This is a genomic window from Catellatospora bangladeshensis (genome assembly GCF_016862575.1).
Classification (GTDB): Bacteria; Actinomycetota; Actinomycetes; order Mycobacteriales; family Micromonosporaceae; genus Catellatospora; species Catellatospora bangladeshensis.
Window position 1 is genome coordinate 74,097 of record NZ_BONF01000027.1, and the last position, 21,310, is coordinate 95,406.

Genomic DNA, 21,310 nt, shown 5'->3' on the forward strand with positions numbered 1-21,310 from the left:
AGCCTTGATCACGGTGCCTGCGGAGCGGGGCGGCGGGCGAGGACGAGCACCGGCCCGAGCGCGGCGAGCACGGCCAGGGTGACGGTCGCGGCGCCGGAGGCGAGCAGGGTGCCGTCCGGGCCGAGCCAGGTGACCAGCGGCCCGCCCAGGGCGGCGCCGACGGGCACCGCGGCGGTCATGATGGAGCCGCGGGCGGCGAGCACCGCGGGCAGGTCCGCCGGGCTCGCGGCGGACTGGAACAGGGTGATGTTGAACGCGGGGAACGGCCCGTAGACGAGGCCGCCGACGGCCAGCCCGGCCATGGTGACCCAGGTCGAGGTGGTGAAGCCGAACGGCAGCAGCGCCGCGCCCCATCCGGCGATGACCGCGATCGTGAACGGCCACGGCGCGACCCGGCGCAGTGTGCCCGCTAGCAGCCCCCCGATCACCGCGCCCACCCCGAACACGGCCCAGTACGCGCCGAGGAAGTCGGCGGAGCGGCCCAGCGTGTCGACGACGAACAGCGGCAGGGCCACCTCGACCGGGCCGTACAGCAGGCAGAAGACGGCGGTGAGGGCGAGCAGGCCGAGCAGTTCGGGCCGCCGGGCCAGCAGGCGGAAGCCGCCGGACGATTCGGCGCCGGGTTCGGCCGCGGTGGCGGGGACGCGTACGCCGCGCAGCACGGCGGCCAGCACAAGGTAGCTCTGCGCGTCGACGGCGACGGCCGCGGCCGGTCCGGTCGCGGCGACCAGCACGCCGGCCAGCGGCGGGCCGAGGATGATCGCGGTGGTCTGGCTGGTGCCGAGCAGCGTGTTGGCGCCGAGCCGGTGCTCGCTCGGCAGCAGCCTGCTGACCAGTGTGTACGTGCCCGCCGAGCCCCACGCGACGAGCAGCGACGACACGGCGAGCAGCGCGATGTAGCCGACAGGGCTGAGCAGGCCGAGCGTGTACAGCAGCGCGGCTGTGCCCAGCGCCCCGCCGCGCAGCAGCGCGTTGGCGGTGACCAGGGTGCGCGCGTCGGCCCGGCGCAGCCGGCGGGCCAGCACCAGCGCGCCGAGCGCGGCGGGCAGGGAGAACGCGGCGACCGCCGCCCCGACCACGAGCGCCGCCTGCCCGGGTGGGGCGAGCTGGATCGCCAGCCAGGAGATCGCCACCACGCTCAGGCCGTCGCCGAGGTAGGACACGGTCTCGCAGGCCAGCAGGCGGCGGAAGCCCGCCACCGCCAGCACGTCCCGGTAAGCGGCCGGGACCAGGCTCTTCGCTGCTCGCATCGGCACAGCCTGCCAGCTCAAGCACGGTTGAGGTCAACCGGAAGGCGCCGGCCGCCCGAGCCGCCTCCCACACTCTGCGGCGCGGGCCACAACTTCTGGGTTGTAGCTACAACCCAGAAGTTGTGGCGCGGATTCAGAAGTTGTGGCCTGCGGACGCCGCCGGAAAGCCGCACGGGCGGAACCAGGTCACCCGCCGGGCGGTGCACGCGCAGCCGGACGGCGGCACGTCACTCCCGGGCCGGAAGCCACCCGAGGGGATCACCGTGGCCACAGGTCGGCGGGAACCACGCCGCGGAGCCGAGACTCGTCACTCGGAGAGCGGCGGCGCGTTTCGCGGCGGGTTCGCGCCGCCGCGATGACGCGCGCCGGGCCGGGCATCGGCGGCCGGGGCGACGAGTAGCCGAGGAGGCGGTATGACCAGGTGGAACCGGGCCGGGTGGCTGGTGATGGCCGCGGCCGGTCTGCTGGCGGGGTGCACGACCGGGGAGCCCGAGCCGGCGGGCCCGGCCGGTACGCCGGTGAGCGGCGCGGCGACGAGCGGTGCGCCGACCGCCGCCGCCCCGAGCCCGTCCGGTCCGTGTACGCCCAAGGTGGTGATGCAGCCGCTGCCCGACTGGGCGGACGCGGGCTTCAGCGGCGACACCACGATCGCGCACACGCTCGGGGAGCGGGGCGAGATCGCGGCGATCCTGTTCGCGAACCCGCTGACCCACGACCGCAAGGACGGGGCGAACAACAAGATCCTCTGGGTGTCGCGGGAGCCGAACAGCGGCGGCGAGCCGCTGAAGATCATCGCCCGGCTGGACGGCCGGGGACAGCCGGTGGCCAAGGAGGTCCCGGGCGGCCCGGGTCCGTCCATCATCGACATGCCCGGTCCGGGCTGCTGGCGGATGGAGCTGACCTGGGCGGGGCACACCGACTGGCTGGACCTGGTCTACGCCGCGGGCTGAGCGCGGCACGGCCCCGCCCGGTTCTCCAGCCGGGCGGGGCCGCTGCGATGCCGGGTGCCGGATGGTCCGGACCGGAACGCTCCCGCCGCCGAGTCTTGAAGCCTGCCGCGCCCCGGTCAACGGGCGGCCCCCATCGGCGCCGGTCGACCTGCGCGGACACCGTGCGGGCCGTGGAACTTACATCGGCCGGGGGTGGGGGAACGGCATGCCGAGCCCTACCGCTGCCCGTGAGCACCGGGTTATGGTGCGTCAATGACGAACGGGAGCGCTTCCACGCCGGACCGCGACGGTGTGGCCGCCCCGCCGACCCTCGCCGAGGTGGCCCGCGCCGCGGGGGTGTCCATCGCGACCGCGTCCCGGGTGCTGAACAACTCCACCCGGGTCAGCCCGGAGGCGTACCAGCGCGTCTGCGACGCGGCGAGCCGGCTCGGCTACCGCCGCCACCGCGCCGCCTGGGGCCGCGCGCAGACGCCGGTGCGGGCGGTCGCGGCCGTCATCCACGCCGCGCACCGGCTGGTGTTCACCGAGCCGTTCTTCGCCCGGTTCATCGGCGCCGTGGAGATGGAGCTGGCCCAGCACGACATGCCGCTGCTGGTCACGAACGTGTCCGGCACGCTCGCCGAGACGGTCGGGCGTTACCTGCGGGCGGGCAGCGTCGCCGGGGTCATCGTGGTGTCCGATCACGGGCCGCTGCCGCTGTCCGGCTCGCTGGCCTCGCTGGGCCTGCCGGTGACCGTGGTGGGCCGGCCGCTGCACCCGTACCAGGTGCCCTATGTGGACGCCGACAACCGCGGGGGCGCCCGCGCGGCGGTGGAGTACCTGCTGGGCAGGGGGCGCCGGGCGATCGCGCACCTGGCCGCGCCGCCGGACACCGGGCCGGGGGCCGACCGGCGTGCGGGATACACCGACGCGGTCCGCGCGGCAGGGCTGACCGACCTGCCGATCGCGTACGGGGACTGGAGCCAGGCCTCCGCCGCGCACGCCATGCAGCGGCTGCTCGACCAGCGCCCGCAGCTCGACGCGGTGTTCGCCGCCTCGGACGTGATGGCCGCGGGCGCGGTGCGCTACCTGCGCCGGGTGGGCCGGCGCATCCCCGATGACGTGGCGGTGGTGGGCTTCGACGACCACGCGCTGGCCACCCAGGTGCGCCCGGCGCTGACCACGGTGCGCCAGCCCATCGAGCAGATCGGCGCGGTGGCGGTGCGCAGCCTGCTCGCGGCCGCCGCGGGGGAGCTGACGCCGGAGCAGGCCGCGACGGTGCTGCCCACCGAGCTGATCCTGCGCGACTCGGCCTGACTCAGCCCGCGGTCAGGTGCAGCCGCACGCTGGTGCCGCCGGGCCGGGTGTACAGGCGGACCAGGTCGCACAGCAGGTTCGCGGTCAGCAGCCCGTCGCCCGCCCGGCCGTCCTCGGCCCGCGTCGAGGGCACCCGGCCCGCCAGCGGGTCGGTGCGGTGGCCGGTGTCGTCGAGCTGGCAGAGCACCTGGTCGTGCTCGGCCCACACGGCGATGCGGCCCGGTTGCCCGTCGCAGGCGAGCGCGTCGGCGGCCAGTTCGGCGACGGCGGCGGTCAGCGCGTCCTGCAGCCGCGGCTTCAGTCCGAGCGCGTCGGCCCGTTCCGCGACGAACGCCAGCAGTTCGGGCACCTGGTCCGGGGCGGCGAAGCCCATCGTCGCGGCGTAGCCGGGCACCGGCGGCAGGGGCTGGTTGCAGTCCGCCGCGGTGAGCCGGGGATCGGCGTACACGGGACTCGGCCGCAACCCGCCCCGGCGCTGCAGGAACGGGTGGGTGCGGTGGGCGTCGTGCACCACGTGCGGGTCGAGCAGCGCCGCGTCGTAGGGGCACAGCAGCGCCGCGTCCCGCCCGGCGAAGGCGAGGTTGACCAGCGCCTCATGCGCGACGCACGCCGGGTATTCCAGCTCGCCGCGGCCCGGCCAGACCGGCTCGGCGACGATGGCGACCCGCCGCCCCGGGTGCCGGTCGGCGAAGGCCAGCAGGACGCCGGGCAGGATACGGCCGGGATTGCGGCCCTCGACCGCCATGTCCGCGAAGTGCACCCGGCTGCCCCGCGAGCCGAGGCAGTCGCGCAGGATCTCCAGCTTGGCGCTGGGCACGGCGACGAGCACCGGCTGTCCCGCGGTGAGCGCGGTGTGCACGAAGGCCAGGGTGCCGCTCACGTACTCGGCGACACCCCGGTACGGGAAGCCCACATGGTCGGGTCCGGCGGGTCCGGCCATGGCCGTCACGTCGGCGGCGCTGCGGGGAGCGGGAAGACGGTGTGCACGAGCCGTTGCGGCATTGGTCGCCATGCCATAGCGGGGGCGGTACCCATCAGGGCGGTGCGCCAAACCAGGTTCGCGGAGATTTCTCGCGGCCCTGCACCGGCTGAACGCAGGACCGCCGGCGTCGCTGACACGACGCCGGCGGACGTGCCCCCGCGGCGGGGCCCAAGTTTCCGCCGCGGGGGCACTCTCCCTACGGACCCGCCGCGCCGGAGCACCCCGGCGGGCGGGTTCCCGGATGGTCCCGATCCTGAGCACCCATGCGGATGCGGGACCATCGTCGGCCCGTCAGCTCAGCGGCGGGTAGGCGTTCGCCATCAGCTGCTGGAACTGCGCGGAGAACCAGTGACCCGAGACCGGCGCGTTGGGCAGGGCGCCGGACATGCTGTTGCCGTTACGGGCGTTGCCCGTGTAGGTCGGGTCGCACATGCGGTCGAAGCCCTTGCCCTCGTCGTTCGGGATCAGCGAGCTGGAGCCGTCGGACTCGCCCGGCGGCTTGATCCAGACGTACGCGTCGATGCCGGTGGCCGGGTTGGCCCGCGGCCGCTCGCCGAGGCCGGCGCCGGCCTGGTTGCACCAGTTGCCCTTGTGGATACGCCGGTCGATGCGCGACTGGTTGACGAACGTGTTCAGGTCCGTCGAGGTGCTCGGCGCGGTGGGCCGCGTCGCCTGCGTCGGCTGGCACGGGGTCTGCACGCAGCTGCCCCAGCCGTTGCGCGAGGTGTCGATCAGCATGCCGATGCTCGACGAGAAGCCGGCCGTGATCAGCCGCTGCCGGAACGCCTGCGCGAACGTCAGCTCGTCGTTGTACCGGTTCCAGTCGATCCACGTGGTCTGGCGCAGCTGCTCGGTGATCGTGCCGACGTACGGCTCGGTCAGCGCGGACGTGTTCGCCGTGTTGGTGATGAACCCGTGCACGTTGGCCGCGGTGCTGCCGGACGCGGTCGCGGCCGAGAACATCATGTTCGCGGTCGCGCCGAAGTTGTCGTCCCAGCCGATCCAGCCGTGGTGAGCGGCGTCGATGTAGTTGTACACGTTCGGGATCGCGCCGAGCTTGTTCAGCGCGTACCCGACGCCCTGGACGTAGCCGCCGTTGGCCAGCATGGTGTCGCACATCGGGGTCGCGGTCGCCCGGCCGCCGACGTTGGTCACCAGGTTGGGCAGCGAGTCGATCTCGATGATCGCCACGACGCGCAGGTTCGCGTACGCCGGGCGGGCCAGGATCGACGCCATCACGTCGATGTACTCCGACTTGTAACGGGCCAGCTCGGTCGGGCCCAGCTCGCCGTTGGAGGCCAGCGCGGCGCAGTCACGGCCGGGCAGGTTGTAGACGACGATCTGGATCACCATCGGCGCGGAGCCGTTGGCGGCGTCCTGCGCGACCGCCTGGTCGAGGTGGTCGGCCAGGCCCATGGTGCCGGTGGTCGGGCTGCCGTTGCCGGTCAGCGCGCTGATCCGGTCGAACCAGACACCGGTGGGCTGGTTGGCGATCCGGCTGCCGCCGGGCTCGGCCTGCGCCTTGGCACGCCACTGCGGGTTCACGTAGACGCCCGCGCCGGAGTACGGGTTGTCGACGCGCGGGGTGACCGGGCCGCCGTCGTTGTCGGCCTCCGTGGCGTTCACGGTGACCGAGGTCAGGCCGCTGGACGCGACGGTGAACGGCCGGGTGCCGGCGGTGGAGTCGCTGTCCTCGGCCGCCGCCAGGGTGACGTTCTGGACGGTGCTCCAGTTGCTCGGCGTGAACGTCAGGCTGCCGCCCGCGGACACGGTGAGGTTGCTGTCACCGGTGCCGGCCGTCGTGGTGACGGTGACGTTCGCCGACGGCGCGACGGCCAGGCGTACGCCGAAGGTCGCGGTGCCGCCCTCGGTCACGCTGACACTGGTCGGCGAGACCACCAGCGACTGGGTCGTGGTGCCGTCGTTGTCGGCCTCGGTCGCGTTGACGGTGACCGAGGTCAGGCCGCTGGACGCGACGGTGAACGGCCGGGTGCCGTTGGTCGAGTCGCTGTCCTCCGCCGCCGCGAGGGTGACGTTCTGGTTGGTGTTCCAGTTCGACGACGTGAAGGTCAGCGTCGCGCCGGACGACACGGTGAGGTTGCTGTCACCCGTGCCGGCCGTCGTGGTGACGGTGACGTTGGAGGTCGGCTGCGCGTTGAGGCGCACCGCGTAGGTCGCGGTCCCGCCCTCGGGCACGCTCACGCTGGTCGGCGACACGACGAGGCTCTGCGTGGGCTGCGGGTTGGTGCCGCCGCAGGTGACCCCGTTGATCGAGAAGCTGCTCGGGTTGGTGTTGGTGCCGCTGTACGTGGCGTTGAAGCCGATGCCGGTCGACGCGCCGGTGGCCAGGCTGCCGTTGTAGGACAGGTTCGTCGCGGTGACGTTCTGCCCGGACTGGCTGTAGTTGGCCGACCAGCCCTGGATGCCGCCCTGGTTGCCGGACCAGGTCCACTTCAGCGACCAGCTGGTCAGCGGGTCGCCGGTGTTGGTGATGTTGATGTTCGCGCCGAAGCCGCTGCCGTTGTCCCAGGCCTTGGTGTAGGTCACCTGGCAGGAGACGGCCGCCTGGGCCGGGGTGGCCACGGTGGCCAGGCCGGCCGTGGCCAGTGCGGTCGCCCCGAGCAGCGCCACGAGGCGCCGCGCGGACGATCTGATCGCAATTCTCACTCGGGTACTCCTTGAGCCGGGCCGGACCGACGGGAGATCGGTGCGGCGGCCCGCGCCGAGCGGCGGCCACCGGGCAGGGCGGCGCGTACGGCGCAGGAAGGAAAGGGCAGCCCGGACGGCTGTGACGGCGGTGCGCGGCACCTTCCGGTGAGACCGGGGCCCTCGGTGCCGAGTCGCGCGCTATGGCTCCCTGCGCGGTAATCGAAGTTTCACACCGCCGTCACGTGACCACAATGAGTGTCGATGTTTCTGGCACGTTTTTGTTTGACGATCCGACTAAGGCGGGCGTCCCGGCTCAGTGGGCCCGCGACGGGGCGATCTCGGCGTGGCACACGGGGCAGGTGTGGTGGATCAGGCCGCGCTCGATCGCCTCCCGGGTCGCGGCGCGCACCCCCATGAGGGCGCCCATGAACAGCGCGGTGAGCACGAAAGGCGCGCTCACGAGCACCAGGAGCCAGGTCATGGGAGGACTATACGATCATGTAAGCGTTCCCACATGCCCCCGCGACTCCGTACGCGAGCACCCTTCAGGGGAGGCCGTCGGCCTTTCGGCGACACCGTGTCCGCCGCGTGATGTCACGGTGACGCGGCGTCCGGGCCGCGGTCGCGCAGCAGCGGCACGGCCGGATCCCAGATCGTGCCCGTACGGCTGTCGCGGCGGCGCCGGGCCAGGCCGGACAGCGCCTCCAGCACCACCCGGTTGCCGAGCAGCGCGGTGATCTCGGCGTGATCGTACGGCGGGGACACCTCGACCACGTCCATGCCCGCCACCGGCAGCGTCCGGCAGATGCGCGAGACCGCGTCGAGCAGCTGCCGCGCGGTGAGGCCGCCCGGCTCCGGCGTGCCGGTGCCAGGGGCGTGCGCCGGGTCGCACACGTCGATGTCGACGGACAGGAACACCGCGTCGCAGCCGTCCAGCGCGATCGCGCACGCCTCGTCGAGCACCGCGTCCAGGCCCCGGGCCAGGATCTCGCTCATGTGGTACGAGCGCATGCCCTGCTCCGCCATCCAGTCCAGGGTGGCCGGCTCGGGCCAGTAGCCGCGCAGCCCCAGCTGGAGGAACCGGTCGCCGCGCACCGCGCCGGACTCGATCAGGCGGCGCATCGGCTGGCCGTGGCCGTACAGCGAGCCGAAGTTGACGTCGCCGGTGTCGGCGTGCGCGTCGAAGTGGACGACCGAGACCCGGCCGAACCCGTGCCGCCGGGCCACCCCGGTGACGTCGGGCCAGGTGATCGTGTGGTCGCCGCCGAGGATCAGCGGGATCACCCCGTGGGTGGCGAGGAAGGCGACCGCCTCCTCGATGCTGCGGCAGCTGCGCTGCACCTCGCCGCTGTACAGCTCCAGGTCGCCCGCGTCCAGCACCGCCAGGTCGGGCCCGAGCGGATCGACGCGCAGGGCCAGGTGCGGGCGTGAGCCGTCGTGCGGCAGGTAGTCGGTGCCCCGGATGGCCGCCGGGCCGAACCGGGTGCCCGGCCGGTGCGACGTGCCGCCGTCGAACGGGGCGCCCAGGATCACCACGTCGGCGTCGGCGTACGTCGCCGGATCGGCCCAGTCGCAGCGCGGCACCCCGAGGAACGTGAAGTCCGGGCCGTACTGGGCGCCGTAGCGGGCCATCACCAGGTGATCGGGTCGCGGGCGATCGGGCAGGTCATGCAGTGCCCGCCGCCGCGGCCGCGGCCCAGCTCCGCGCCCACGATCTCGATCACCTCGATGCCCGCCGCGCGCAGCAGCGTGTTGGTCTGGGTGTTGCGGTCGTACGTGAAGACGACGCCCGGCTCCAGGGCGACCGCGTTGTTGCCGCTGTCCCACTGCTGCCGCTCGGAGGCGTACACGTCGCCGCCGGTCTCGATCACGCGCAGCCCGTCCAGCCCGAGCGCCTTGGCCACCACCTCGGTGAACGCGGCGTCGCCCTCGTCGGTGACCACGACGCCGGGCGCCCGGTCCGCCGGGCGCAGCGTGAACGAGTGGATCGCGTTGACGATGTTCGGGTACACCGTGACCACGTCCCGGTCGGCGAAGGTGAACACCGTGTCGAGGTGCATCGCGGCCCGCAGCTTCGGCATCCCGGCCACGATCACCCGGTCGGCCGCGCCCGCCTGGAACAGCGCCGCCGACACCTGCGTGATCGCCTGCCGGGAGGTGCGCTCGCTCATGCCCATCAGCACCACGCCGTTGCCGACCGGCATGATGTCGCCGCCCTCGAAGGTGGCCTGCCCCCAGGCGCGCTCCGGGTCGCCCCACCATACCGTCGACCCGGTGAAGTCCGGGTGGAACTCGTAGACCGCCTTCATGAGCAGCGTCTCGTCGTGGCGGGCGGGCCAGTAGAGCGGGTTCAGCGTCACGCCGCCGTACAGCCAGCAGGTGGTGTCGCGGGTGTAGAGCGTGTTGGGCAGCGGGGGCATCAGGTACTCGCGGATGCCGGTGGACTCGCGGGCCAGCGCGATGTAGTCGGGCCGGAAGTCGTCCGGCAGGTCCGCCGTGGACAGGCCGCCGATCAGGTACTCCGCGAGCTGCCGGGGCTCCAGCGTCTCCAGGAAGGTCCGGGTCGCGTCGACCAGGCCGAGCCCCACCTCGTTCGGCACGATCTTGCGGTCCAGCAGCCAGGCCCGCGCCGGGGGCAGCGCCATCGTCTGGGCCAGCAGGTCGTGCAGCTCGACCACGTCCACCCCGCGGCGGCGCAGCTCGGCGACGAACGCCGCGTGGTCGCGCTGGGCGTTCTCCACCCACATCACGTCGTCGAAGAGCAGGTCGTCGGCGTTGCTCGGGGTGAGCCTGCGGTGCGCCAGGCCGGGCGCGCAGACCAGGACCTTGCGCAGCCGGCCCACCTCCGAGTGCACGCCGTACGCCGCCGATGGTGCCGAGCCGCTGGTCATTGCGGGTGCCTTTCGTCCGGGTGCCGAGTGCGAGCGGGGGTCAGAGCTTGATCCAGCCGGCCGCCAGGGCGATCACGCCGATCACCGCGCCGATCACCGAGATGACGAAGATGACCAGCTCGGCGGGGGAGAAGACGGGTCGCCCCTGCTCGCGGCGGGTCATCGCGAACAGGATGGTGGCCGGGGCGTAGATGACGAACGACAGCAGCAGGAACCGGAGCCCGGCCGCGAACAGCAGGAACGCCGTGTAGAAGGTGGCCAGGGCGCCCACCACCACCATGCCCGTGGTGCTCGCGCCGACCGTGCCCGCGTCCGGCCGGAGCGCGATCTTCAGGGCGTACCCGGCGGCGAGCAGGAACGGGATCAGGGTCAGCGCGCTGGTCAGATCGAGCGCGAGGTTGAACGCGTTGTCGGAGAACAGCGTGACGACGAGGAAGAACTGCGAGAGCGCGGTGGACAGGATCAGGGCGTTCACCGGCACGTCGTCACCGGTGGCGCGGCGCAGGAAACGCGGCATGTCCCGGTCCTTGGCCGCCACGAACAGCACCTCGGCCGCCATCAGCGTCCACGCCAGGTACGCGCCGAGCACCGAGATGATCAGCCCGATGCTGACGAACCACTGCCCCCACGGGCCGACCGCCGCCTCCAGCACCCCGGCCATGGAGGGCTGCCGGAGCTGCGCGATGTCGGCCATCGGCAGGATGCCGTACGACACGATGGTGACCGAGGCGAAGATCGCGAACACGCTCAGGAAGCCGAGGATGGTGGCCCGGCCGACGTCCTCGCGCCGCTTGGCGTGCCGGGAGTAGACGCTGGCCCCCTCGACGCCCAGGAACACGAAGACGGTCGCCAGCATGGTGCCCTTGACCTGCTGGAACAGCGATCCCGCGTAGTCCGCCCCGGCCCAGTTCTCGGCGAACACCGCCGGGTTCAGGTAGAACAGCGCCAGGATGATGAAGACGATGATCGGCACCAGCTTGGCCACGGTGACGATCCGGTTGATCGCGGTGGCCTCCTTGATGCCCTGCCGGATGAGAAGGAAGAAGCCCCACAGGCCGAGCGAGGACAGCGCCACCGCGAGCAGGGTGTCGCCCTCGCCCAGCGCCGGGATCAGCGCGCCGAGCGTCGACATGATCAGCACCCAGTACGTCACGTTGCCGACGCAGGCGCTGGCCCAGTAGCCGAACGCGGAGAAGAAGCCCAGGTACTCACCGAAACCGGCCTTGGCGTAGGCGTAGACACCGGCGTCGAGGTCGGGGCGGCGCAGCGCGAGCGTCTGGAAGACGAACGCGAGCATGAGCATGCCGGTGCCCGCGACGACCCACGCGATCAGCGCGCCGGCCACGCCGGTCTCCTGCGCGAAGCGGCGCGGCAGGGAGAACACGCCCGCGCCTACCATCGAGCCGACGACCATCGCGGTCATCGTCCAGAAGGTCAGCTTGGCGGTCGGCGGCGACGGCGCGACCGCCCGGTCGGTGTCGGTCATGCCGTACCCCCCAACGGGGTGACCAGGGCGTCCGTCCCCACCATCCATGATGGAACGGACTTATGCCCCTTATTGCTATCACGCTGGCCGGACCGCTCGGGGACGATCGCGATTTCGGGTCCCGGCGGGCCCGTCACCGACTGTTGCGCAGGCAGATTTTCCAGAAGACAGGGATGGCGTTCGCGCGGAAAACGGGGTACCTTCGCAGCAAGCCCGCTTCGACGGTTTCCCCCGTGATCGCCGAAGCGGGTTCTTTCGTGCCCTATAATGCCTGCTCACGGCAGCAGTACGCCGGGGTTGAGCACTCCGGCGGGGTCCAAAGCGGTCTTCGCGGCGCGCAGCGCCAGGGCGAACGGCTCGGGCCGCTGACCTGCGTACCAGGGCAGGTGATCGCGGCCGACGGCGTGGTGATGGGTGATGGTGCCGCCGTGCGCGGCGATGACGTCGCCCGCCGCCCGCTTGAGCGCGTCCCAGATCGCTACCTCGGCGCCGCGCCGCCCGGCGGCGTACACGGTGAAGTACGGCGCCGGGCCGTCCGGGTACACGTGCGTGAACCGGCAGGTGACCAGCGCCGGATGCCCGGTCTCGGTGACGCCCGCGGTGGCGACCGCGGCCACCACCGCCGCGTGCAGCGCCTCGAACGCGGCCCAGGTGCAGGCGGTCTCGAACGTCTCCACCACGACACCGAGCCTGGCCAGCCCGTCGCGCAGGTACGGCGCGCCCACGAACGTCTCGCGCCACTGCCCGGCCGTGCCGGCCGCCGCCTCCTCGGGCACCCCGCGGTGCGCGCGGCACAGCTCCACGGCCCGCGCGAGCAGCGCGTCCACCGGGTGGTCGGCCGACTCGAAGGCCAGCAGCAGGCGGCTCGCGCCGTCGGCGGCGGCCGCGCCGAGCATCGCCTCCAGCGGGTCGAGCAGCCGGCAGTTGGCCGGGCGCAGGCCGGACTGGGCCACCGCGCGCACGGCCTGGACGGCGTCGGCGTACGCATCGAAGCGCAGCGCCGCCCCGGCACGGAACTCCGGGCGCCGCTGCACGCGCGCCCAGCCCTCGGTGATCACGCCCAGCGTGCCCTCCGACCCGAGCCACAGCCGGTCCGGCGAGGGCCCCGCACCCGACGCGGGCACCCGCAGCGACTGCGCGATCCCGGCGGGCGTGACCACCCGCAGCGCCTCGACCAGGTCGTCGATGTGGGTGTACCCGGTGGCGTAGTGCCCGCCCGCGCGGGTCGCCAGCCAGCCGCCGAACGTCGAGAACTCGAAGCTCTGCGGGAAGTGCCGCAGCGTGAGGCCGTGGGGGCGCAGCGCGTCCTCCAGGTCCGGGCCGAACGTGCCGCCCCGGATCAGCGCGGCGCGGCTGACCTCGTCCACCTCGGCCACCCCGGACAGGCCGGTCAGGTCCAGGGACAGCCACGGGCCGCCGCCGCGGTACTCGACGCCGCCGACGACGCTGGTGCCTCCGCCGAACGGCACCACGGGCACGCCCGCGCCGGCGGCCCAGTCCAGCACGGCGACCACGTCCTGCTCGGTGCGCGGGTACGCGACCAGGTCCGGCGGGTTGTCCAGCACGCCGCGCAGGAGCCGGACGACGTCGCGGTAGGCGCGGCCGTACGCGTGCGCGGCCCGGGTCCGCGCGTCGGCACGGCACAGCGCGGCCACGGCCGTGGGCGGGGCGAGCCGGGGAGCGGGCAGCTCGGGCAGCACGGGCACGGGTGCCAGGTCGCCGTCGAGCGGCAGGAACGGGCTCACCCGCCGGGCCAGCTTCGCGCACGCCTGCTCGTCCAGGGCCTGGTCCGCCCACCCCCAGCCCCACCAGGACCGCTCTCGTTCCGCTGCGGCGCGGGTGCCGTCGCCGTTCATCGCGTCTCCTTTGCGGACGTCGTCGCGGGTCGTGGCGACGGAGGTTAAGAAGGGCACCTTCTACTACGCATAGCGTTAAGAAGGTGCCCTTCCTTGTAGTAGGTGTTCGGCCAGGGGGCGGGCGGCGGTGCGGAGGGCGGGGACGAGGCCGAGGCGGGTGCGGCGGTCGAGGAGGTCGTCGACGGTGAGGGCGCCCTCGTGGCGGACGGCCCAGTGGAGTTCGGCGCCGGTGACGGGGGAGCCGGGGGCGATGGGGCCGTGCAGGTCGGGCGGGGCCTCGGCGAGGACGGCGGGGGCCTCGGTGCCGTAGCGGGCGATCAGGCGGGCCGGGGCGGGGACCAGGGCCAGACGGTCGCGGGAGGCCGCGCCGGGCAGGGGGAGGGCGCGGGTGCGGCACGGGCCCGCGTGCAGGCCGGGGCGCTGGGCGAGCAGGTCGACGGTGTCCTGGGCCATCCGGCGGTAGGTGGTCAGCTTGCCGCCGACCACCGTGATCACGCCGTCGCGGCCCTGCACCACGGCGTGCCGGCGGGAGATGTCGGCGGTGCGGCCGCCCGCGGCCATCAGCGGGCGCAGCCCGGCGAACGTGCCCAGCACGTCGGCCCGGCGCACCGGGGTCTCCAGGGCCGAGTTGAGCACGTCGAGCAGGAAGTCCACGTCGGACTCGGGCGCGGCGGGCACGTCCGGGATCGGCCCGTCCACCGGCTCGTCGGTCAGGCCGACGTACACCAGGCCGTCGGTCTGCGGCAGCACGATGACGAAGCGGGAGAACTCGCCGGGGACGGGGATGGTCAGCCCGGCCGACAGCCCGCCCAGCAGCGCCGCGGGCAGCACCAGGTGCGAGCCGCGGGACGGGCGCAGCACGATGTCGGGGGCGAGCTGCCCGGCCCAGACCCCGGTCGCGTTGACCACGGCCCGCGCCTTCAGCACGTGCCGGGCGCCGGTCAGCGTGTCCACCACGGCGGCGGCGTCGCCGGTCAGCTCGGTGGCGCGGCAGCGGGTCAGCACCCGCGCCCCGGCCCCGGCGGCGGCCCGCGCCAGGCCGGTGACCAGGCGGGCGTCGTCGCACAGCTGCCCGTCCCAGGACAGCCGTGCGCCGCGCAGGCCGCCGCCGCGCAGCGCGGGCACCATGCCGCGCGCCTCGGCCGCCGACAGCCGCCGGGTGCCGGGCAGCACCGCCCGCCGGGTGCCCGCCGCGGCGCGCAGCAGGTCGCCCGCGTGCAGCCCGAGCCCCGCGACGCGCACGTGCGCGGGTGCGGTGTACGCCGTCGCGGGCAGCACCATCGGCAGCGCGCGGGTCAGGTGCGGCGCGGTGCGGGTCATCAGCACGCCGCGCTCGACGGCGCTCTCGTACGCCACGCCCAGCTCGCCCTTGGCCAGGTAGCGCAGGCCGCCGTGGACCAGTTTGGAACTCCACCGGGAGGTGCCGAAGGCGAGGTCGTGCGCGTCGATCGCGGCGACGGACAGGCCCCGGGCCGCCGCGTCCAGGGCCACCCCCGCGCCGGTCACGCCGAGCCCGACCACCAGCACGTCCACCACCTCACCGGCGGCCAGCGCGGCCAGCTCCCGCTCGCGCCGGGCCGCGGTCAGCGACGTGTCCCGCACGGTGCGCCTCCTTGCGCCGAAGTGACACTGGATGTAACTCTGTCACACATGGATGAGAAGCGGGAAGAGGCGCGCTCGGGCTGGGGCCGCTGGGGCGGGCCGGAACACGCCAGGCCGCTGCCGGACGCGGTGGCCAAGCTGCTCAAGCAGGTCTTCGAGGTGACGCCGCCCCGGGCGCCGGTCCCGCTCGACGCCGTGACCGCCCCCGCGCCGCCGCTGCCGGAGGCCGCGCTGGCCGCGCTCACCGGGATCGTCGGCGCGGACCACGTGCACACCGGCGCCGCCGCGCGGGCCGCGGCCGCCTCCGGCAAGTCCACGCCCGACCTGGTCCACCAGCGCGGCGGCGAGCTGCCCGCGCTGCCCGCGGCGGTGCTCACCCCGGCGGACCACGACCAGGTCCTCGCGGTGCTGGCCGCCTGCGCCGAGCACCGGCTGGCCGTGGTGCCGCTCGGCGGCGGCACCTCCGTGGTCGGCGGGCTCATCCCGCAGGCGGACGGGTATGTCACGCTGGACCTGCGGCGGCTCGACCGGCTGGTCGCCGTCGACCCGGTGTCGCGCACCGCCGTGCTCCAGGCCGGGCTGCCCGCGCCGCGCGCCGAGGAACTGCTGGCCGGGCACGGGTTCACCCTCGGCCACGTGCCGCAGTCCTACGAGTACGCCACCATCGGCGGCTTCGCCGCCACCCGCTCCTCGGGCCAGGCCTCGGCGGGCTACGGCCGCTTCGACGACATGGTGGTCGGGCTGACCGTGGCCACCCCGCGCGGCACCCTGAGCACCGGCCGCGCGCCCGCCTCGGCGGCCGGGCCGGACCTGCGGCGGCTGTTCCTCGGGTCGGAGGGCGCGTTCGGCGTGATCACCGACGTCACCGTGCGGGTGCGCCCGGTGCCCGCGCAGCGGCGTTACGAGGGCTGGCGCTTCGAGTCGTTCGCCGAGGGCACGGCGGCGGCCCGGCGGCTGGCCCAGGACGGGCCCCGGCCGACCGTGCTGCGGCTGTCCGACGAGGTGGAGACGATGCTCGGCGCGGCCGGGCGGGGCCGCGGCGACGGCGGCTGCCTGATGATCGTCGGGCACGAGGGCGCGGACGTGGCGCGCGCCGCCGCCGACACCGCCGCCGTGCTGCGCGAGTGCGGCGGGCAGGAGCTGGGGCCGGAGCCGGGGGAGCAGTGGGCGGCGCACCGCTTCGACGCGCCGTACCTGCGCGACGCGCTGCTGGACGCGGGCGCGTTCGCCGAGACGCTGGAGACCGCCGCGTTCTGGTCGGCGCTGCCCGGCCTCTACGACGCCGTGCGCGAGGCGCTGTTCGGGGCGCTGCCGGTGCCGTCGATGGTGCTGTGCCACGTGTCGCACGTGTACGAGACCGGCGCGTCGCTGTACTTCACCGTGGTCACGGCGTACCCGGACGAGCCGGTGGCGCGGTGGCGGGCGGCCAAGGAGGCGGCCTGCGACGCGATCCTCGCGGCGGGCGGCACCATCAGCCACCACCACGGCGTCGGTACCGACCACCGCGACTGGTACGCCCGCGAGGCCGGCCCGCTCGGCGTCGACGCCCTGCTCGGCGTCAAGCGCGCGCTGGACCCGGCGGGCGTGCTCAACCCGGGCATCCTGCTGCCCGCACCGGCGCGGGCCGAAGACCCGTCCTGATGGGCCGGGCGTTCACCGCGATCGTCGGGCCCGCCGCGCGGCTCGGGCTGGCCCGGCTGATGCCGGTCGCGCAGCTGCTGCGCGCGGGCGGGGCGCGGGTGCGCGTCGAGTACACCACCGGCGTCGCGCAGGCCCGGCTGCTCGCCCGGCGCTGCGCCGCGGAGGGCGACGTGATCCTCGCGGCGGGCGGTGACGGCACGCTGCGCTGCCTGGGCGCTGCCCTGGCCGGCACGGACGGCGTGCTCGGCGTGGTGCCCGCCGGGCGCGGCAACGACCTCGCCCGCCAGCTCGGCCTGCCGCACCGGCCCGCAGACGTCGCCGAGCTGCTCCTGCACGGCGAGCCGCGCTGGATCGACACCGTGGACGCGGCCGGGGAGACCGTGCTGGGCAGCGTGTACGCCGGGGTCGACGCGGCCGCCAACGAGCGCGCCAACCGCGCCCGCTGGACGCCGTCCAGGCTGGTCTACCCGCTGGCCGGGGCGCGGGCGCTGGCCGGGTGGCGGCCCGCCCGCTACGAGATCGCGGTGGACGGGCGCCCTCCCGTGGCACTGACCGCGTACACGGTGGTGGTGGCCAACACCGGCTACTACGGCGGCGGCCTGCACGTCGCGCCGGACGCGCGGGTCGACGACGGGCTGCTGGACGTGGTCGTGCTCGGCTGCGCCTCGAAGCTGCTGTTCCCGCTGGTCCTGCGGGAGATGCGCACCGGGGCGCACCTGCGCCGCCCCGAGGTCACGGTGCTGCGCGGCGCTTCCGTCACCCTGTCGGCGGACCGCCGGGTGCCGGCCTATGCCGACGGCGATCCGCTTTCCGCCATCGGCCCGTCGCCGCAGGGCACGCGGCCGGCTGCCGACCTGGCGCCGCCGACCGGCCTCGGCCCGCTGGTCCTGCGCGCCCGTCCGCGAACGCTGGCCGTCCTCGCGCCCGCCGGGTGACCGAGGCGCTCGCCCCGCGGCTACGGCGGCCCGGCGGGAGCGTCGATCACGAGGAAGGCGGTGCCGGGGCGAGGTAGCGGTCCAGCAGGACGGCCAGTTCCGCGTCGAGGTCGGCGACGGGGTGGCCGTCGGTGACGGTCGGCGCGGACAGCACGAACGACTGCGCGGTGAGCAGCACCGCGCGGGCCAGCAGGGCCGGGTCGCCCATGCGCACCGAGCCCTCGGCCTGCCCGGCGGCGATGGTCTGCTGCAGGAAGGCGAGCATCTCCTCCTGCCCCCCGCCGCGCCGGTCCAGCATGTACGGCAGCAGGATCTCCGGATCGACCTCCAGGATCTTGCGCAGCAGCGGATGCGCCCGCAGCCGCGCGGCGGCCGCCGTGGACTGCGCCACCAGCCGGGCGCGCAGCGGGCCCGCGGCGCTCGCGGCGGCGGCGGCCGCGTCCACGATGACCTGGTGCCACTCCCGGCTCATCAGGTCGGCGACCAGGCTCTGCACGTCCGGCCAGCGCCGGTACACCGTCATCCGGGACACCCCGGCCCGGCGCGCCACGTCGGTCACCGTCGTGCGGCGCACCCCGTACGCCAGCACGCAGTCCCGGGCCGCGTCCAGCACCAGGTCGTCCACGCGCCGCCCGGCCGGCTCCTCCTCAGCGTCCACCGGCCCATGTGTACCACGCGCGGCTTCCGCCGGACGCCGGGCGGTGGCACAGTGGTAGCCCGGCCCTCGGGCGAGCACCGGCGGGCCGCCGTACCCCCACAGCCTGGGAGCCCCCATGACCACCGAGCCGCTGCCGCCCGCCGCCGACGCCCCGGAGGAGCCGGTCACCACGCCGGCGCGGGCGCGCGCCTTCTCCCGTCCGAGCCGTGGCGTCGTGTTCGCCCTGCTCGGCGCCTTCCTGCTGGGCGGCCTGGTGTGCGGCGGCCTGGGTGTCGCCGCCGGGGTGCTGATCGGCCACCACGGCGGCCACCACGGTGGCCGCCACGACATCGGCTTCGACCGGGAGGACCGGCGCGACCGCGGCGAGCGCCTGCGCCAGGACCCGTGGCAGCGCGAGCAGCGGCTGCGCGACGGCGAGCTGCGTGACGGGGAGCTGCGCGACCAGGAGCTGCGGCGGCAGCTGCTGGAGCGGCTGCGCCAGCGCTGCCGCGACACCACGCAGCCGCAGTGCCGGCCGGCGGCCCCGCAGCCCGCGCCGAGCCCGACCGCCGTCCCGGCGCCCAGCCCGACCGCCTGACCCGCGGCGTGTCCCTTTTGCCGCCAGGCGAAACCGAGGCGGCGAAAGGGACACCGGCGGCGATACCCTGTGCCTCGAAGTGATCAAGGTACGAGGGACTGGGGAGTCGCATGGTCAGCACCGCGCAGGAGACGGCCACACCGGAGTCCGCACCGGACCTCCCGGTCCGGCCGGTCACCTCGTACCGCACCGACCTGGTGACGGTGCTGCTCGGCACCTGGTTCACCATCGGGCTGATGGTCGACGCCTGGGCCCACAACAACGTGCCCGAGCTGGAGACCTTCTTCACGCCGTGGCACGCGGTGTTCTACTGGGGCTTCCTCGTCACCGCGGCATGCGTCCTGTGGACCTGCCGGGCGGCGTTCCGGGGCGGGCGGCTGCCCGACTTCCGGGCCATGCCGGCGGGTTACCCGGCCACGGTGGTCGCACTGGGCACGTTCGCGGTGTCGGGCCTGTTCGACTTCGGGTGGCACACCCTGTTCGGCATCGAGCAGAACACCGACATCCTGTTCAGCCCCAGCCACCTGGGCCTGGTCACCTCGATGGTCGTCATCGTCACCACGCCGCTGCGCACCGCCTGGGCGCGCCGCGACGCCGCGCCGGTCACCGGGCTGCGCGCGCTGCTGCCCGCGGTGCTGTCCACGGCGCTGGCCGCGACGCTGGTGCTGCTGTTCCTGCAGTACGCCAACGCGCTGGTGTTCCGCCCCGGCTCGATCGTGGTCGCGCTGACCGACGCGGACGAGTACCACACCTCCAACGTGGTCACCTCGATCCTGGTCACCAACCTGGTCCTGATCGTCCCGCTGCTCACCCTGGCCAAGCGCTGGGTGCTGCCGGTCGGCAGCGCGGCCGTGCTCTACGCGGTGATCGGGGGGCTCTGCGCGGCCATCGCCGACTTCCGGAACCTGGAGATCGTGTGGGGGCTGCTGGTGGCGGGCGTGCTGCTGGACCTGGTGGCGCTGTGGCTGCAGCCGTCGGCGGCCCGGCCCGGCCGGCTGCGGGCGTACGCGATGCTGGCGGGGCTGCTGACCTGGTCGGTGTACCTGGGCACCGCGGTGCTGGCCGGTCCGTCCGTGGAGGCGGTGGCCACGGCGGCGCCGCAGTTCGTGCCCGAGATCTACACCGGGGTCCCGGTGGTGCAGGCCCTGCTCGGGCTGGTGCTGGCCGCGGTGATGGTGCCGGTGGCGGCGCCGCTGCGCGGCCCGGATCCGGCCGCCTGAGGCACCACGCGGCGGAGGGGCACCCGATGCCGGGTGCCCCTCCGCCGCGTCATGTCCGTCTACCAGTAATGCCTTCGGCCGCCGACCGGGCGTCCGACGGCGCCCAGGATCCACAGGATCGCGCCCACGATCAGCAGGATGAGGCCGATCGTCCACAGGATGTTGATGTGGAGGAAGTACCCCAGCAGCAACAGGATCAGGCCTAACAGCAACACTTCCGTACTCCCCACTCTCGAGGCAGGCTTCCCCGTCGTCGATGAGGTACCCGGGGGGTACGGGGCCTAAACCGGACGCTTACGCCGCGGTGCCCACGGGCACGGCCTCGGCCGGGACCTCCGCGAGGGCCGGCCGGCCGTGCCGGGCCACGGCGCGCAGGCGCAGCAGGGCCACCTGGTTGACGACCTCGGCCATCGGGCCCGGCCGGTGCGCCCAGAACGTGCTCAGCAGCGGCTGGGTCAGGTCGGCCAGGTCGCTCGGGTCGTGATCGGGCGGCAGCGCGTCCACCGAGCGCCGGGTGGCCGCGATGGCCTGGTCCAGCCCGGTCTGCCAGGCCGGGCCGATCCGGCCGGTGCCGGGGTACGCCGGGTCGTTGCGCCAGTACTGCCAGCGGTCGAGCAGCATGATCAGCTCGGCACGGAGATCCTCGGCGCCCGGCCTTTCGTTGCTCGACGTAATGATCTGCTCACCGACTGTCATGTCAACAGATCATAGGGCCGCGACCGGCCGCCGGCGGGGACAACACGGGATGTCGCCGAGATGATCAGGATACACCCGCGGCCGTCCCCGGACGCGTTTGTGCAGGCCGTGGCGCGGGTAAGCAGCCGGACATGACCGATCACAGCCCGGGGGAGTACGAACCCGCCACCGCGCCGGAGTCCGACCTGGAACACACGCGCGACGAGGCGCACCGTGACGACGAGCGCCGGCGCGACGACACCGAGCGCCTGACCGAGGAGCGCCGCGACCCGCGCAACCCGCCTGAGCCCTTCTCCGGCTCGGAGCACTGAGCCTGCGGCATCGTCAATGAGGCGCCCGCCCCGCCGTAGCCGGCAGGGCGGGCGCCTTCATGCGTGGCATCAGGGACTAGCGGCGGATCGCGTCCTTCGCGGCGTCCCGGGCATCGCTCATGGTGTCCTTGGCCTTCTCGCCGGCCTTCTTGGCCTTGGCCGAAGCCTGGTCCATCTTGCCCTCGGCCTCGAGCCGCTCGTTGTCGGTCATCTTGCCGGCGGCTTCCTCGGTCTTGCCCTTGAGGTTCTCGGTCTCGTTGCTGATCTTGTCCTTGATACCCATGGTCACTCCTTCGAGATGCGGATATCT

20 protein-coding genes are annotated in these 21,310 nt (G+C 74.1%); 7 read left to right on the forward strand and 13 right to left on the reverse strand.

Annotated elements, in window-relative coordinates:
- Positions 1-8: 8 nt before the first annotated feature.
- Positions 9-1,250: an MFS transporter gene (locus tag Cba03nite_RS22420; RefSeq protein ID WP_203749599.1), complete on the reverse strand. Its 1,242-nt coding sequence runs from the start codon at positions 1,248-1,250 to the stop codon at positions 9-11.
- Positions 1,251-1,663: 413 nt separating this feature from the next.
- Here Cba03nite_RS22420 and Cba03nite_RS22425 point away from each other — a divergent pair, with 413 nt between their 5' ends.
- Positions 1,664-2,200, forward strand: coding sequence for a hypothetical protein (locus Cba03nite_RS22425; protein ID WP_239125944.1), 537 nt, complete (start codon positions 1,664-1,666; stop codon positions 2,198-2,200).
- Between the two features lie 252 nt (positions 2,201-2,452).
- A complete protein-coding gene (locus Cba03nite_RS22430; protein ID WP_203749602.1) occupies positions 2,453-3,496 on the forward strand; it encodes a LacI family DNA-binding transcriptional regulator in 1,044 nt (347 codons plus the stop codon).
- A 1-nt stretch (position 3,497) separates the two neighbouring features.
- On the opposite strand, the gene Cba03nite_RS22435 is transcribed toward Cba03nite_RS22430, so the two are convergent.
- From Cba03nite_RS22435 to Cba03nite_RS22470, 8 genes are all read right to left on the reverse strand, one after another.
- Positions 3,498-4,436 (reverse strand): anti-sigma factor RsbA family regulatory protein, encoded by a 939-nt coding sequence (locus tag Cba03nite_RS22435; RefSeq protein WP_203749605.1) that lies wholly within the window; start codon positions 4,434-4,436, stop codon positions 3,498-3,500.
- Positions 4,437-4,769: 333 nt separating this feature from the next.
- Entirely contained in the window at positions 4,770-7,145 is a 2,376-nt protein-coding gene (locus Cba03nite_RS22440) for a glycoside hydrolase family 6 protein (protein ID WP_346113691.1), read from the reverse strand.
- Positions 7,146-7,440: 295 nt separating this feature from the next.
- Positions 7,441-7,608, reverse strand: a complete 168-nt coding sequence (locus Cba03nite_RS22445) for a hypothetical protein (protein ID WP_203749608.1) — start codon at positions 7,606-7,608, stop codon at positions 7,441-7,443.
- Between the two features lie 113 nt (positions 7,609-7,721).
- On the reverse strand, positions 7,722-8,759 hold the full coding sequence (gene speB / locus Cba03nite_RS22450; protein WP_203749609.1) for an agmatinase: 1,038 nt from the start codon (positions 8,757-8,759) through the stop codon (positions 7,722-7,724).
- Positions 8,759-10,018 carry an arginine deiminase gene (locus Cba03nite_RS22455; protein ID WP_203749612.1) on the reverse strand — a complete coding sequence of 420 codons (1,260 nt, stop codon included), beginning with the start codon at positions 10,016-10,018 and terminating at the stop codon, positions 8,759-8,761. The genes speB and Cba03nite_RS22455 overlap by 1 nt, the downstream gene beginning before the upstream one ends.
- A gap of 40 nt (positions 10,019-10,058) precedes the next feature.
- Positions 10,059-11,504, reverse strand: coding sequence for a basic amino acid/polyamine antiporter (locus tag Cba03nite_RS22460; protein WP_203749614.1), 1,446 nt, complete (start codon positions 11,502-11,504; stop codon positions 10,059-10,061).
- A gap of 275 nt (positions 11,505-11,779) precedes the next feature.
- Complete coding sequence (locus Cba03nite_RS22465) at positions 11,780-13,360, reverse strand: FAD-binding oxidoreductase (RefSeq protein ID WP_203749616.1); 1,581 nt, start codon at positions 13,358-13,360, stop codon at positions 11,780-11,782.
- A 75-nt stretch (positions 13,361-13,435) separates the two neighbouring features.
- Positions 13,436-14,962 (reverse strand): glycerol-3-phosphate dehydrogenase/oxidase, encoded by a 1,527-nt coding sequence (locus tag Cba03nite_RS22470; protein ID WP_203749618.1) that lies wholly within the window; start codon positions 14,960-14,962, stop codon positions 13,436-13,438.
- A gap of 48 nt (positions 14,963-15,010) precedes the next feature.
- On the opposite strand from Cba03nite_RS22470, the gene Cba03nite_RS22475 reads away from it, so the two are divergent.
- A complete protein-coding gene (locus Cba03nite_RS22475; protein WP_203749620.1) occupies positions 15,011-16,603 on the forward strand; it encodes an FAD-binding oxidoreductase in 1,593 nt (530 codons plus the stop codon).
- A complete protein-coding gene (locus Cba03nite_RS22480) occupies positions 16,603-17,538 on the forward strand; it encodes a diacylglycerol/lipid kinase family protein (RefSeq protein ID WP_203749623.1) in 936 nt (311 codons plus the stop codon). Before Cba03nite_RS22475 ends, Cba03nite_RS22480 begins: the two co-directional genes overlap by 1 nt.
- Positions 17,539-17,584: 46 nt before the next feature.
- Here the strand turns inward: Cba03nite_RS22480 and Cba03nite_RS22485 are convergent, their stop codons facing one another.
- Positions 17,585-18,196, reverse strand: coding sequence for a TetR/AcrR family transcriptional regulator (locus Cba03nite_RS22485; RefSeq protein WP_239125945.1), 612 nt, complete (start codon positions 18,194-18,196; stop codon positions 17,585-17,587).
- 115 nt (positions 18,197-18,311) lie between these two features.
- Here Cba03nite_RS22485 and Cba03nite_RS22490 point away from each other — a divergent pair, with 115 nt between their 5' ends.
- Entirely contained in the window at positions 18,312-18,773 is a 462-nt protein-coding gene (locus tag Cba03nite_RS22490) for a hypothetical protein (protein WP_203749629.1), read from the forward strand.
- A gap of 110 nt (positions 18,774-18,883) precedes the next feature.
- The gene (locus tag Cba03nite_RS22495) at positions 18,884-19,993 is read left to right on the forward strand and encodes a hypothetical protein (RefSeq protein WP_203749632.1); all 1,110 of its coding nucleotides are present in this window, start codon (positions 18,884-18,886) and stop codon (positions 19,991-19,993) included.
- 59 nt (positions 19,994-20,052) lie between these two features.
- Here the strand turns inward: Cba03nite_RS22495 and Cba03nite_RS22500 are convergent, their stop codons facing one another.
- On the reverse strand, positions 20,053-20,208 hold the full coding sequence (locus Cba03nite_RS22500) for a DUF6131 family protein (protein WP_203749635.1): 156 nt from the start codon (positions 20,206-20,208) through the stop codon (positions 20,053-20,055).
- 79 nt (positions 20,209-20,287) lie between these two features.
- The gene (locus tag Cba03nite_RS22505) at positions 20,288-20,689 is read right to left on the reverse strand and encodes a hypothetical protein (protein WP_203749638.1); all 402 of its coding nucleotides are present in this window, start codon (positions 20,687-20,689) and stop codon (positions 20,288-20,290) included.
- 131 nt (positions 20,690-20,820) lie between these two features.
- Here Cba03nite_RS22505 and Cba03nite_RS22510 point away from each other — a divergent pair, with 131 nt between their 5' ends.
- Entirely contained in the window at positions 20,821-21,000 is a 180-nt protein-coding gene (locus tag Cba03nite_RS22510) for a hypothetical protein (protein ID WP_203749641.1), read from the forward strand.
- Between the two features lie 76 nt (positions 21,001-21,076).
- On the opposite strand, the gene Cba03nite_RS22515 is transcribed toward Cba03nite_RS22510, so the two are convergent.
- On the reverse strand, positions 21,077-21,283 hold the full coding sequence (locus Cba03nite_RS22515) for a CsbD family protein (protein WP_203749644.1): 207 nt from the start codon (positions 21,281-21,283) through the stop codon (positions 21,077-21,079).
- Positions 21,284-21,310 lie beyond the last annotated feature (27 nt).